The sequence below is a fragment of the Acidisarcina polymorpha genome (assembly GCF_003330725.1).
GTDB lineage: Bacteria > Acidobacteriota > Terriglobia > Terriglobales > Acidobacteriaceae > Acidisarcina > Acidisarcina polymorpha.
Genome location: NZ_CP030840.1, coordinates 2,801,627 through 2,814,577 on the forward strand (window position 1 = coordinate 2,801,627; position 12,951 = coordinate 2,814,577).

Below are 12,951 nucleotides of genomic sequence, written 5' to 3' on the forward strand. Positions count from 1 at the left end.
TCAAGCTATGGAGATTTTTGTAGTGCTTTCGGCGACGGGAAAGCGGACGATCGAAAGCCAACCTCGGGGAACTCGACCTAAAAGCCCCCTCATCGGAGACCCTTACTTCATAGGTAATCCTTGTGGAGCGCGAGTCAGGACGGGAACCGGCTCCTCTCAGCTCTTAGCGAGACGCAAGGCAGCGAGGTTGTTTACGACTGACGCGCCTCGTCAAGAACACGCTGGAAGCCGGAGCCGAAAGAAAGAAGCGGCAGAAGGCTAGATCACCTTGAGCTGTGCGAGCTTCTCGTAGAGCAACCGTCGATGGATGCCTAGCCGCCGGGCGGCATCGGACTTGTTGCCTCGGGATGCGTTCAACGCTTGCTCGACCAGATGGCGCTCCCAACTTGCAACCGCTTCGTGGAACGGCTTTGCTTCTGCTGCCTGAACGTCGAATGCGCCGGGTGCGGCACTCATCTCTCTCGTTAACTCGTCCTGGATCAGCTCGGCTGTGATGGCCCTACCGCCAGCCTTAACGGCAGCCCGCTCGATCAGATGTTCCAATTCGCGGACATTACTGGAAAGGAGTAGCTTTGCAAGGCCACTATGGCATCGGCAGCAAGTCCAGCAGATGCGATTTGATTCCGCTGCCCGTAGCGGATGAGGAAGTATTCCGCTAACGGGAGTATGTCGGGTTGACGTTCGCGAAGCGGTGGGAGCCGGACACTGAAGGCGTTCAGGCGATAGAAGAGATCGGCTCGGAAGGTCTTTTGCTCTACGTCCTCTTCTAACGGACGATTTGTTGCAGCAATAACTCTAACATCGGTACGGATGGAAGCAGTTCCGCCGACCCGCTCAAAGGCGTGTTCCTGCAAGACACGCAGGAGCTTGGGCTGAAGCGAGAGCGGCAGTTCTCCGATCTCATCCAAAAAGATCGTGCCTCCGTCTGCGGCTTCAAACTTCCCGCGTTTCTGCGAGACGGCTCCGGTGAAGGCGCCACGTTCGTGTCCGAAGAGTTCGGACTCCAGCAGTTCGGGAGGCAACGCTGCGCAGTTGAGGATGATGAAGGAGCGACGACTTCTCGCGCTATTTTGGTGGATCGCGCGGGCAACGACCTCTTTTCCGGTTCCCGATTCCCCCAGCAGCAAAACTCCGACGTCGGTAGCGGCAACCCTTCCGATGTTCTTGAAGACCTCAATCCATGCCGGCGAGTTGCCGATTAGCTGGGGTTTCAACGCTTCTTCGGAGGTGCTGACGTCTTCAAGAAGGCGATCTGTGAACCTCTGTTTTCTGAGTAGTTCGACCTCGCGCTGTAGCTCCATGTGCCGGATAGCGCGTGCTACCGTAGCAAGCGCCAGATCGATATCGAGGGGTTTTGTGATGAAGTCGTAAGCGCCCAGCTGCATGGCTTGCATCGCATTCGGCCCGGTGCCGTGAGCGGTGAGAATGATGACGGGCATAACGGTCAATAGCCCTTCTGACTGGAGGCTCTTGAGAAACTGTTCTCCTCCTCCGCCAGGCATCTTCCAATCGCAGAGCGTAAGTTCAGGAGTCGTGGTCTGAAGCAAGGTGATGGCTTCTTCTGCATTCGTTGCAGTAAGGGTCTGGTATCCCGCGTCCGAAAGCAGTTCCCGCAGGGTCTCCCGAAAGTTATGATCGTCGTCCACGATGAGCACTTCAGACATTTTGTCCTGCCTCTTCATCCGCCGGTCTTAGCGTATCGCGATCCACTCTATCTAATGGCAGCTTGAGGGAAGCGACGGCTCCTCCACCCTCCCGGTTTGCAAGAAGCAACTCGCCCTCATGAGCCTGCATAATCTCAAACGAGATGGAAAGACCCAGTCCGGTTCCGGTTTCCTTGGTGGTGTAGAACGGGTCCAGCGCGTGACGCAGGGCTGCAGGCGTAAACCCACGCCCGTTGTCCGTGATGTCAATGCGAGCGAAGTCTGCATCAAATGTCGCGGTGATCGTTACGCTTCCACCTTGCGCGGCGAAATGCGACGCTGAATAAACGGCATTCTCCATCAGGTTGTCGAGCACCTGGACCAGTCTGCCCCGGTCTGCGGGGACGACGCTGTGCGACGCCGCCTCGCAGATAATCTCAACTCCTTTGGCGGTTTCTTTATCGGCCCATGTAGAGGCCGTGACTGCGCATAGATCATCCACCGCTACGGGCTGAAGTTGAAGCTCAATCGGTCTGGCGAAGTAGAGGAGACGGCTGATGATCGTATCGAGGCGATCGATTTCTTCGAGGATCACCGCGCTGCTCCGCCTGGCAGCCTCGGAATCGGCAGAGCGCTGCCACATCTGAGTTCTCATCCTGATCGTGCCTAGAGGATTTCGTAGCTCGTGGGCTATACCCGCAGCAAATTGGCCCAGCGCAGAGAGCCGTTCGTTGTGGCGGACCTGTGATTCCAATGTTCGCTCGTTTTCGATCTTTTCCTGCAAGGCGAGCGCCAGCGAGTCGATACCGTGGAGAACACGGTCGAATTCCTCGAGCGGTGGGCGGCCTTGCGTCGGCTGACTCGCGGCAGGCAAACCGCCTTCCATCGAACCCAAGCGTTGGAGAACGATATTGACTCCGCTGCGAATCTCCGTCGTAACGAACACCGCGAGCAACGCGGTCATCAGTGCCGCGATGCCGAACCCGACACTGCCAAACAAGAGTTCGCGATTCTGTCCGCCTTCAATTCCGGGGAGACGCTCCATCAGCCAGGCAGCTCCGGTGACTTCGTCTGTAGTCCCGGCTAGATGAATCCCACTGGACGATTCATGAATTGGCACCGCTACGAAGAGGATGGCGTCATGCGGTCCCTCAAAGCGAAATGTCTTAATAGCATTCGCCGCAACCGCTTCACGCGCAAGGTTCTCGATCGTGGGACGCTCTCGCTCGGGCATGCCTTTCTCAGCCCCTGGTCCCTCGTGGGTTGGGAAGGCGTAGCCGATCAACGCATCAGCTCTGGCAGCGTAGAAGGCACCCTCGACACCGTCCTCGTGCTGCAAGGTTTCCGTCGTGAGATCTTTGAGCGGATCAGGTTTCGGGGGCGGTGGCGCGTTTTGGTCAGGGCTTCGTGGCACAGCAGGAGGCGGAGGCGGCTGTGGTGGACGCGGCTTGATCGCCCGCAGAGAACTATCTGCCGTCCTATGATCTGCGTAGTTCCGCGCGAGACTGACAGCGACGCTGACAAGATGATGCTCGGTCAGTGCGAGCGTTTCCGCATGGCGATTGCGAAGAAACGTAAACAGGCTGATGGCAGCGGCTGCGAGGAACAGGAGCGTCAAAATCACGAGTAACAGAATGCGGGAGCGAAGGCTTCTCCAAAAGATCTTCGCCATTCGTCTCCTTTCCAGTATTCCTCTCGCATAGCTTCTATCGAGACGTACCACTATGGTATGCAACTTGGCTGCCATCGGTAATGGTGCTCCTATTGGCGACGCCATGAAGATCAGCTGCCAAGAGACCTTAGCTACTGAACACGACTTGTGCGCAATCCGCACAGCATGCGAGCGAATTACGGCCGGTCCGAGTGCTTCCAGAAGTCTCCGACCCACCAGACACCGGGTGATCGCAGGACTTTGAGGGTCTTGAGGAATGGCACGCCGCTTGCCCTATTGACTGGCAGAGGTGTTGCTCATGTACATTCCATCTTCCCTAAGGATTGCGGTTCTTGGACTGATATTTAGCTCTGCGGCTTTTGCGCAAAGTCCGGTTGCCGCATCCCCAGCCCCTCCCACTGTTCCGCCGGCTGCTGCGCCTGCGCCTCCTCCGCAACAAGTTCCTATGGTGACCCAATCCTCTCGCGTCCGTGCTTTCAACGCAGGTCCGCGGGGAGAGGCACGCAGCTTGTACCTCCAGAACGGCAGCGTTGTTAATCTGGCGCCGGGACTGGGAGGGCAAATCGGCCCCACAGTCCGAAAGGGAGAAAAGATAACCGTGACCGGCACGAAGTCAGAGATCAATGGACAGTCTCTAGTCGAGGCGGCCAGCGTCCGGTTGAACGATCAAACCTTTTCGGCGAATGATCCCGCGCCGGGGCCCCTGGCTGAAGGCGTGGAGCCACCCCCGCCGGGAGCATCGCAGGCGCCTCCCGCACCCGCACCAGGAAGCAGAAACAGGGCCGCTGTACCGGCACCTTGTGGCGCAGCAGTCAACGCACCGTCGCCTCCGCGCAATTTCGGTGGGCCTCCTCCGCCACCTCCTGACGGAATGGCCCCGCCCCCAGCGCCTCCCCAGAACTGAGAATGCGATTACGCGCAAATGTTGTTTCTTGGCGGATGTTCGTTCCGTCAGGTCGGTGGGCCGACGTGGCTTCTCGATCAATCCAGCTTGTCGGCTCAATGGGCCGACCTAGTTGCATCGAATTCTTCACCCAAGAAAGAAAGGACGACGCTTATGCCACCTCCGAAGAAGGCAGCAGCAAAGAAGGCCGGCAAAAAAACTCCTGGGCATCACCACGAAAAGCATGGCCCGGCGAGCGACCTGCGACGCGCCTATGAGCACATGGGGAGGATCGCGGTTCTCCGGCAATCCTTAAAGTCGTCTGTGACGGATGCAGTTGTCGAACTTACTACGTTGGCCCAGCGATCTATCAAAGACGGACACAGCAAAGACGCTGCCGATCTTCTCCGGGCATTGGAGCATCTTAGCTTCGCAGTCCTCGCCGGCGGGGTCTCTGGTGCCGTCCGCGTCTCTGCCGAACTCAAAGCGTCCATCACGGAGCAGTTCGATGAACTGACGAGAAGGGCAGATGAGCACTGGAAGGAAGAAGAGGAGCACTCCAACCCACTGACCGCGATCTATGAAAGCTCTCGCAACAGCGCCGCCAGTGCGTTCAAGGCTCGCGTCTATCACCAGGCCCTTGAGTTTGCACGCGCTGCGGAAGCTCTCGCTCATGTGAAGCAACGTGGTGCTCTCAAGCTTGGAAGAGGCCACAAGAACCTGCAACTCAAAAGCGCTGTAGTTCCTGGAAAGTTGTAACGAATGGCCAGTGTGACGGAGATCGATCCCGGCAAGAAACGAAGTATTCACGCCCTGGAGGCGACGAACTTCTTCCTCGCCGACGTGCAAACCGGCCTCGGCCCGTTTCTCGCTGCCTATCTTGCGGGGGCCGGTTGGGAGCCGGGTAGGGTCGGAATGGCATTGACCATCGGCGGCATCATCACTGTGGTTCTGCAAGCTCCGGCTGGCGCCATTGTCGATCAACTCAGGGCAAAGAGACTGATTCTCGTCCTGGCTTCAGCCGTTCTCGCTGTAGGAGCGATCTTACTGAGTATCACGGCTGCACCATGGGCCGTGTATACGTCCCAGGTCCTCATCGGAGGTGCGGGGCCATTCCTCGGACCGACACTTGCTGCGGTCACCATGGGAATCGTCGGCGTAAAGTTCTTTGATCGTCAATTTGGGAAGAACCAGTCTTTCAACTCGGCCGGCAACGTGGCGTGTGCGCTTGTGATTGCAGGCATGAGTCATTTTTTCGGAAATCGAGCCATCTTTATCACGGCTGCGGTGCTGACAATCCCGACCGTGATGACGATCCGAGCGATTCAGAGCAAGGACATCGACTACGATCTTGCCCGGGGCGGGGCGATCCAAGTGGACGGTAAAGAAGTCGCTGCGAGAACTCCGGTGCTGAAGACTCTCCTTGGAGACCGGACTCTCCTGGTCTTTCTCGTGTGCGCTTTCCTCTTCCACTTCGCGAACGCGGCCATGCTGCCGCAACTCGGCGAGATGCTTTCGCACGGCGCGCGAGCGAGTGCCGCTCCGTTTATGTCGGCCTGCATCATCGTGACGCAGGTGGTCATCATGTGCTTCGCCCCGGCTATTGGACGGTTCGCGAACCGGCATGGGCGTAAACCGCTGCTGATGGTAGGCTTTGGAGTTCTTCCAATGCGCGCACTTCTTTACACCTTGACCCACAACGCGGGAAGCCTGATCGCGATCCAGGTCCTCGACGGCGTGGCGAATGCAATCTTTGTCGTTGTTTCCATCCTCGTAGTTGCAGACAGAACGCGCGGCACGGGACGGTTCAATCTTGCGCAAGGCAGCCTCGCAACTGCAGTAGGGATCGGCGCCGCACTCAGCAATACGTTCGGTGGAGAGTTGGTCCAGCATTTCAGCTATCGCATCTCCTTCTTATCCCTGGGGGCAATTGCTGCGCTGGCGTTTGTTCTCTTATGGACAGCTGTTGGCGAAACCCTTCCGGACAGGAACGAACCAAACAAAAATGTTTCTACCCCAATTGCTCCCCAGGAGCTTCCAGCATGAGTGCTCTCGCGTTGAAACGTCCATTCCGACCCCAATCACCCGATGCAGCTGGTGTGATTAGCTGGATTCACTTTGGCGATCTCCACATGATCAAGGCCGGAGAGCAGAACCACCTCGACCTGGCGGAAATTGTGAATGAAGTCAATCACGCATTCGCTGATTCTGTAAGCTTCGTCTTCCTTCCGGGGGACGTAGCCGACGACGGTAGCCGCTCTGCCTATGCCGTGGTGCGCAGCGAGCTCGACCGCCTGAATGTCCCGTGGTGCGCCATCATTGGCGATCACGACGTTCATGAGAAAAGTTTTTCAAACTTTCTCGAGGCGATGTCGGAACAAACCCACTTTGCCTTCACAGTAGGAGACACGCGATTCCTCGCCATGAACGCCTTCGACGTGCCTGAGCCTCCTTCCTTCACCGTGTCCGAAGAGCAGGTGCTGTGGGCAGAGGAGGAATTGCGAGAAGCAACGAGTAGCGGCCAGAAAAAAGTTGTTTTCTTGCACTGTTATCCAAGCGACCTGAAGGTCGGCGGAGAAGAGGTAAGCCGTCTCGTCCGCGACTATGATGTTCGCCTAATCGATATGGGTCACACTCACTATAACGAGATCGCCAACGATGGCCGGACACTCTACTCCGCAACTCGATCCACAGGGCAGATTGAAGAAGGACCAGTCGGCTATTCAGTAACTAACATCGACTGCAACGTAGTGAGCTGGCGATTCATCGAACTGGGCGGGTTGCCCGTTGCCGTTATCACCTCCCCGAGCGATGAGCGGCTTCTGACAAAGTCCAACGAGATACTGAAAGAAACGTTGAAGGTTCGAGCAAAGTTCTGGGGATCGGTCGGGGCCGTGGAAGGGATCGCTCATCTGGACGGGCAAACGCTGCCGATGAAGCGAGTCAGCGACAGTCACGTTTGGGAGGCTCATGTTCTCAGTCCCGGTGAGGGCACACATTCTTTGAAGGTGTCTTTCAAAGATGCGGATGGAAATCTCGCGAGCGACGAGATTCGTGTCGCGGTTGAACAGCGCACGGAACGGAAGTTTCAGGAACGCGATCAGGACAACGCACTGGAGGCATGGCCGGAACATGGGCTGCTCGGAACCCAACTCGGTCCGAACAAGAATGGGAAGAAATGGTGATGATCCCGACAGAGATAGCACATGTTGTTCTGCCGTTGATTGTCGCCGTGAGCATCGCCCTGATGCTGATTCGCCCGCGCGGCATTCCCGAAGTCTGGTGGATCTCTGGCGGCGCGTTGCTTTTGGTCGCACTGCGGCTCGTGCCACTCAAGCTTGCCGGCCAGGCGGTCGCTAGGGGCAGCGACGTTTACTTGTTCCTCATCGGCATGATGCTGCTGAGCGAGCTGGCGCGGGAGCAGGGCGTCTTCGATTGGGTGGCTTCCGTAGCGGTCCGCGGAGCCAGGGGCAGTTGCTCGCGTCTCTTCCTGTTGGTTTATGGGGTGGGGACGCTGGTGACTATCTTCATGTCAAACGATGCGACAGCTGTTGTGTTGACTCCCGCGATTCTAACGGCGGTACGTAAAGCAAAGGTCTCGCCGCTTCCATACCTATTCGTCTGCGCGTTCATTGCAAACGCCGCGAGCTTTGTGCTCCCGATCTCAAACCCGGCGAATCTAGTCGTCTTTCACACCGATATGCCTCCCCTGGGCACATGGCTCACAGACTTCGGCATCCCATCGCTGTTTTCGATTGTCGTGACGTTTTTCGTAATGCGTTTTCTATTTCGAGAGGACCTCGGCAAAAGCATCGACTGCGAGGTTGAAGATACCAGGCTAAGCGGCAACGGAAAGCTGGTCCTCGGAGGTCTTGCGCTGATGATTGCGGTGCTGCTGACTGCCTCCGCACTGAAGAAGGACCTCGGCCTGCCGACGTGCCTTGCGGCGCTTGTGATTACGGCGATTGTCTCTATTAAGGCAAGGAGCAATCCCACCAAACTTGCAGGCGAGATTAGTTGGGCGACGTTGCTGCTCGTCGCGGGCCTGTTTGTTATGGTCGATGCGGTCGAGAGTCAAGGAGCTTTGAACCTGACACAACAGTGGCTCGCCTGGGCCTCGCATTTGGGCCAGAGTGCCGGTGCGCTGGTTGTTGGGTTCGTCGTGGGTGTAGCGAACAACATCGTGAACAACCTTCCTCTGGGATTGATCGCGGGCGGCACGCTCCAAGCCGCTCACAGTAAGGGACTGATTGCCAATGCCGTTCTGATTGGCGTGGACCTCGGGCCCAATCTCTCGGTCACCGGCTCGCTGGCTACGATTCTATGGTTGCTTGCGCTTCGCAAGGACTCGGACGGAGACGCAGGCGGGGAGAAGCTCGATGTCAGCTTCTGGAAGTTTTTGAAAGTGGGTGCCGTCGCCATGCCTGTGGCGCTGATCGCGGCGCTGGGCGGAGCGATCCTGATGAACATATTGGCCGGACAACACTAAACACTGAGGAGAGTCTTATGAATGCGAACGCCGGATGGATCATCCCATTCATCATCATCGGGGGCGCGCTACAGAGTTGCGGGGCGGCCATGAATGGTCAACTCAACAAGCATGTCGTTAACCCGTGGCTCGCTTCGGCTATCTCATTTGCGTTAATTACCTTCTTTTTCGCTGGAGCTTCGTTGATCCATCCCAGCCCGCTGCCGACTCAGAAGGACTTGGTCGAATTGCCCTGGTGGGCAGTCGTCGGCGGCCTGGTAGGAGCAGTGCAGGTGTATGCCGGCCTCACTCTGGTCAACAAAGTGGGTGCTGGGCCGTTCGTTGGGATTACGGTGACCGCTGCGCTCATCACTTCGCTGCTGATCGACCATTTCGGCTGGTTCAGAATGCAACCTCACCCCCTGAACGCAGGCCGCGTGATCGGCGGTGTTCTGCTGGTGGGTGGTATTAGTCTCATCGCCAAATTCTGAGAGGGAACTGCCGCGAGCAAAACTCCCTACAAGTCGAACTTTTCCCCATCACAGTTTCAGAAGACGAACGGCATTGTCTTGAGAGATTTTGGCACGTGTGGAATCCGAGATCGGTGCCCGCTCGAACCACGCAGACGCTTCATTCGTGCAATTTCCGAGACTTCTCCGTAGAGATGCGAGGCACGCTTCTCTACCCTCGAAACCAAACTACCGAAGCGAAGAGGCATGTAGAGATGGTACGAAAGCTGAACACGGACTCGACAGGATACTGAAGGGAGGAACGATGTCGTGCGGGTAGAGGAACGCACGTCCCGGCTCTAAATCCAGCCAATTCGTCTGAAGAAACCAGTGATCTCTTCGGCTGCCCGGTCTGGATCTTCCCGATGAGGAAAGTGCCCGACGTCGGGGAATTTCGCGAGATCCAGATGAGCAAAAGTCTCTGAAAGCCGGTCTGTCCAGGCGTATGGAAGGACAGGATCATGTTCAGCCCAGCGGACGCAGGCAGGTGTTTCAATCTGCGGGAGCTTGGGTGACTCTCCCTTCATGATCGCGATGCGGCCTTCATGTGTCCCTTTGTAGTGAGCAAAGCCGCCTTCCAGATTGCCCGGCTTCAGGAAGTTGTCGACGAAGATGTCGAGGACGTCGTCAAACGCCTCTTTGCGCCAGGTCCAGTGACGAAGGAAGTAGCCGAAGTATGCCTTGCAGGTTTCGCGGCTAGCACCAACGAGCACGGGAGCCATCGGCATCTGATTGAAGGACTGGTACCAGATCTCCTTGAGAGAGTTGGGCGCGCCCATGCGCGCGCCTAAGCCCGGATAAATAAAGTTGAAGAAAAACAGACCCGCGATGCGCTCAGGAGCAAGTCGTGCGAACGGCATCATAGCCGCGCCCCCTACGTCGTGACCAACCACTCCAATCTTCTCAATTGCGAGCTTGTTCAACAGTGCCAGCAAATCGGCGGCATGGTCTTGGGGGGCAAAAGGGCCGGCGGGTTTGTCACTATCCCCGAATCCCCGCAGGTCGGGCGCGATCAGACGAAAGCGATCGGCCAGCCGTGTCATCACGGGCTCCCATGTAAACCAGAACTCCGGCCAGCCATGGAGTAGGAGCAATGGTTGCCCCTCGCCGATCTCCGCCACGTGAAAGCGCGCGCCATTCGCCTCAATCATTGAGTGCTGAATCAATTCTTTCCCCCGGTTTTGGGAAACCACTTCTTGTTTCGATGCTGCTTTGTCACTTTCGGACGAGATCGCCCGCTTGAGATATCAAGTCACAGCAGGTTTCCGGGGGACTAAGGCGTAGAAAAGCTCGTCCGCGGATTCGGCAATCATGCGGAAGCATTGCTGACCAGTAGCGCGCTTGCAGCGACCGTAGACAGGTTTTTATTCGTGGGCGATGGAAACCGCTCTCTTTATGAAGACCAGTCTCCTTATTAATTAGTTCCCCGGTAGATGCAGGTAAGGAACATTAATTTTCGGGATCATCATGGTTGTGGTGAGCGCCGGCGCTCACCCTGAGAGTAGCCGGGAAACATGTACCTCCTTGAGATAGGGGCCTGATGCACCGTTCAGCGATCTCTCCCCGACGACAAGTGGTGCTCCTCACCGGAATGGACAACGCCGGCCGAGTGCCTTGCCGCCTAGTTCCGTTTGTCAGCGCCCCAGGGCCGGATATGGGCACGAGACTCAACGATGCTGACGAGACAGCGGCCAGCAGGGTTGCGGAGCTTGCGTACAACTGCATTTGTAACTCGCCGGCATCGAAGAGGTTTACACCTTTAGATTGCCTTGATGTCTATTTCAGAAAAGCTTTAGGTTGCGGCGATTGACTCTCCACGGGCTATCGCGGAAACTGCACCTCGGAGTCAAACCTTCATTCGGTTCGTCACCAAAGAATATTAATGCCCGATCAGTCCAGGAGACTTGCACCACAAGATGCCAGGAGAATTCCTGGTCTTAATTCCTGGTCTTCAAGAAGAGAGAGGGCTGTCAATAGGCGATAGTTGCCGTTGGTCGCGGCCAAACCAAGGATATCTGGGTGAGTCCGGAGTCCGGGCGCCCTGGGAATCTATCGCGGCCTACTTGCGGGAACAAGCGCCTCTAACGCACAAAGCTACGCAAGGGTCGGAAGAAGTGGCGCGGCGCTTCACTCGGGCTCCCTTAGTTCGCTAGCTCTTGCTTCGCAGTAGTCGCGCAGCGACAAACCGCAGTAAAAGGAGAAGGCATCGTGAGTGAAGAAGAACGCGGAGATGAGTTCAGCGTATCCCGGCGTAATTTTCTCCGGGGTTTGGGGACGGCGCTCGGTGGTGTCGCCCTTGGAGGCGGCGCTGTAGGTGCCGCCTTTGGCCAGGGGGGAATCCCGAGCGGCTACACCTTTTACCGGCTCATCACGGTAGGGAACACCTATGCGAACCAGAACGACATAGGCGGCATCACTCCTGCGGTCATGCTCGGCAGCGTTAACTCAGTGGAGGGTGATCCTTCTGCGGGGGTCGTCTTCTTCCACGGAACGTCCAAAGCAACCTCAGAGCCGACCGTCTTTCGCCAGATCGTCTCATACAGGGGCGGAACTCCTTCACCTAACGGAATCGACGTTTTGCTGACCCACGGCAGCACATTGACCAGCATTGAAGGGGTTCCCCCTGAGCAACTGCCTCTTCTCGTCAGCAACATCGGAACCGGATCGGGGAATGCGTCAGGCAACTATGCCACGACCATAGCGGCGGAAGACACGGGGGAGAACAGCGAAGACGGTAGTATGTCTCTCAAGAGTCTGCCGGGAGTCTATCTCTATACCTTTGCGACTAAGTCCTGGAAGAAGGTAGTACGCTTCGGCGATCCATCGCCGGATGGCGGCAAATATGGCGGGATTTTTGGCGACGTCGTCCTCAATGACGACGACAGCGTCACGCTGGTTGCGGCCACCACTGAGCCGCCCGCCGGAACAAGCTATTCAGCTTCCGCATCCCGCACTCGCCGGGCTTTTGCTGGATCGCACGCCTTGGTGCAGGTGAAGGATTCCTCCAGATCGGTTGTGCTTCTCAAGAGCGGTGACATGCTGCCGGGGACGCATGCCATGATCGAGAGCTTCGGGCTGATCGATGTCTCGAAGGGAAGACACTTTATTGCCCAGGTAGGCGCGAGGCGGGCGGACATCCTCGGCGCCAAACCGGGTACAGCGGTGGTCCAGGGCCGCCTCGATTTCAGAGGAAACAATCGTGGAGAAGGGCTTAGGCTCCACGCCGCGTCTCCTCATTTATTACATGAGCGCATGCTGAAAACCGACTCGGTAATCCTGGGAGAAAGCATTATCGGTCCACGGATAGGGGTACGCGGCTTGGCGGCGCTGGTGACCCATGATCCGGTTTTCGCGAGCGGCATCGGCGAGTTGGAAAAGCAACGGTTCACCACGATTAGCAACGCTGGCCGAGATCTGATCGTCCGGGCTGGAGACGGCCGGGGCACCCGGCACGTGGCAGCACTCAGCGCCCCAGTGGTGAGCACCGAGGTGGGGATCAGCTATGTGGCTGAACTACTCGAAGATGGTTCCACTCAACTCATCGTCACGGACGGGACCACAAAAACGGTCATCTTACGCAGCGGCGATTTGATTGAAGGAGCAAGCGTTACGGAGATTAACCATGGCTATCATCCAGCCCAGGTTGATGTCTCCGGACGGCTCGCCTTCGCAGCGGAGTTCCTGAAGGACCCCAACGGCGATCCTAACAATGAGCACAACATTGAGACTTCCCTGGTGATAGGGATACCAGCCTGATCGATCCGAGAAAGGACGTC

At 57.3% G+C, this 12,951-nt stretch carries 11 protein-coding genes; 7 read left to right on the plus strand and 4 right to left on the minus strand.

Annotated elements, in window-relative coordinates:
- Positions 1 to 258: 258 nt before the first annotated feature.
- From ACPOL_RS34695 to ACPOL_RS11935, 3 genes are read right to left on the minus strand one after another with little or no spacing between them, the layout of a single operon-like run.
- Entirely contained in the window at positions 259 to 543 is a 285-nt protein-coding gene (locus tag ACPOL_RS34695; protein ID WP_236657421.1) for a helix-turn-helix domain-containing protein, read from the minus strand.
- Positions 531 to 1,664: a sigma-54-dependent transcriptional regulator gene (locus tag ACPOL_RS11930; protein ID WP_236657422.1), complete on the minus strand. Its 1,134-nt coding sequence runs from the start codon at positions 1,662 to 1,664 to the stop codon at positions 531 to 533. Before ACPOL_RS11930 ends, ACPOL_RS34695 begins: the two co-directional genes overlap by 13 nt.
- Positions 1,657 to 3,315 (minus strand): sensor histidine kinase, encoded by a 1,659-nt coding sequence (locus ACPOL_RS11935; RefSeq protein WP_114207266.1) that lies wholly within the window; start codon positions 3,313 to 3,315, stop codon positions 1,657 to 1,659. Before ACPOL_RS11935 ends, ACPOL_RS11930 begins: the two co-directional genes overlap by 8 nt.
- A 298-nt stretch (positions 3,316 to 3,613) precedes the next feature.
- Here ACPOL_RS11935 and ACPOL_RS11940 point away from each other — a divergent pair, with 298 nt between their 5' ends.
- The 6 genes from ACPOL_RS11940 to ACPOL_RS11965 all read left to right on the plus strand — a co-directional run bounded on the left by ACPOL_RS11940 (position 3,614) and on the right by ACPOL_RS11965 (position 9,157).
- Positions 3,614 to 4,219, plus strand: a complete 606-nt coding sequence (locus ACPOL_RS11940; RefSeq protein WP_114207267.1) for a hypothetical protein — start codon at positions 3,614 to 3,616, stop codon at positions 4,217 to 4,219.
- A 153-nt stretch (positions 4,220 to 4,372) separates the two neighbouring features.
- Positions 4,373 to 4,957 carry a hypothetical protein gene (locus ACPOL_RS11945; RefSeq protein ID WP_114210791.1) on the plus strand — a complete coding sequence of 195 codons (585 nt, stop codon included), beginning with the start codon at positions 4,373 to 4,375 and terminating at the stop codon, positions 4,955 to 4,957.
- 3 nt (positions 4,958 to 4,960) lie between these two features.
- Positions 4,961 to 6,244 carry an MFS transporter gene (locus ACPOL_RS11950; protein WP_114207268.1) on the plus strand — a complete coding sequence of 428 codons (1,284 nt, stop codon included), beginning with the start codon at positions 4,961 to 4,963 and terminating at the stop codon, positions 6,242 to 6,244.
- On the plus strand, positions 6,241 to 7,383 hold the full coding sequence (locus ACPOL_RS11955; RefSeq protein WP_114207269.1) for a metallophosphoesterase family protein: 1,143 nt from the start codon (positions 6,241 to 6,243) through the stop codon (positions 7,381 to 7,383). The genes ACPOL_RS11950 and ACPOL_RS11955 overlap by 4 nt, the downstream gene beginning before the upstream one ends.
- A complete protein-coding gene (locus ACPOL_RS11960; protein WP_114207270.1) occupies positions 7,383 to 8,687 on the plus strand; it encodes an arsenic transporter in 1,305 nt (434 codons plus the stop codon). Before ACPOL_RS11955 ends, ACPOL_RS11960 begins: the two co-directional genes overlap by 1 nt.
- A 17-nt stretch (positions 8,688 to 8,704) precedes the next feature.
- On the plus strand, positions 8,705 to 9,157 hold the full coding sequence (locus tag ACPOL_RS11965; protein WP_114207271.1) for a DMT family transporter: 453 nt from the start codon (positions 8,705 to 8,707) through the stop codon (positions 9,155 to 9,157).
- Between the two features lie 317 nt (positions 9,158 to 9,474).
- Here ACPOL_RS11965 and ACPOL_RS11970 read toward each other — a convergent pair whose 3' ends face one another.
- Positions 9,475 to 10,341, minus strand: a complete 867-nt coding sequence (locus ACPOL_RS11970) for an alpha/beta fold hydrolase (RefSeq protein WP_201759172.1) — start codon at positions 10,339 to 10,341, stop codon at positions 9,475 to 9,477.
- 1,042 nt (positions 10,342 to 11,383) lie between these two features.
- Between ACPOL_RS11970 and ACPOL_RS11975 the strand changes: the two genes are divergently transcribed.
- Positions 11,384 to 12,931: a hypothetical protein gene (locus ACPOL_RS11975; protein WP_114207272.1), complete on the plus strand. Its 1,548-nt coding sequence runs from the start codon at positions 11,384 to 11,386 to the stop codon at positions 12,929 to 12,931.
- The last annotated feature ends 20 nt before the right edge of the window (positions 12,932 to 12,951 follow it).

Bases quoted from the DNA above. Each gene is read 5' to 3' on its own strand.
- ACPOL_RS11955 (WP_114207269.1), top strand. From the start codon at position 6,241: ATGAGTGCTCTCGCGTTGAAACGTCCATTCCGACCCCAATCACCCGAT.
- ACPOL_RS11930 (WP_236657422.1), bottom strand. From the start codon at position 1,664: ATGTCTGAAGTGCTCATCGTGGACGACGATCATAACTTTCGGGAGACC.
- ACPOL_RS11965 (WP_114207271.1), top strand. From the start codon at position 8,705: ATGAATGCGAACGCCGGATGGATCATCCCATTCATCATCATCGGGGGC.
- ACPOL_RS11945 (WP_114210791.1), top strand. From the start codon at position 4,373: ATGCCACCTCCGAAGAAGGCAGCAGCAAAGAAGGCCGGCAAAAAAACT.
- ACPOL_RS11950 (WP_114207268.1), top strand. From the start codon at position 4,961: ATGGCCAGTGTGACGGAGATCGATCCCGGCAAGAAACGAAGTATTCAC.
- ACPOL_RS11960 (WP_114207270.1), top strand. From the start codon at position 7,383: ATGATCCCGACAGAGATAGCACATGTTGTTCTGCCGTTGATTGTCGCC.
- ACPOL_RS11935 (WP_114207266.1), bottom strand. From the start codon at position 3,315: ATGGCGAAGATCTTTTGGAGAAGCCTTCGCTCCCGCATTCTGTTACTC.
- ACPOL_RS11940 (WP_114207267.1), top strand. From the start codon at position 3,614: ATGTACATTCCATCTTCCCTAAGGATTGCGGTTCTTGGACTGATATTT.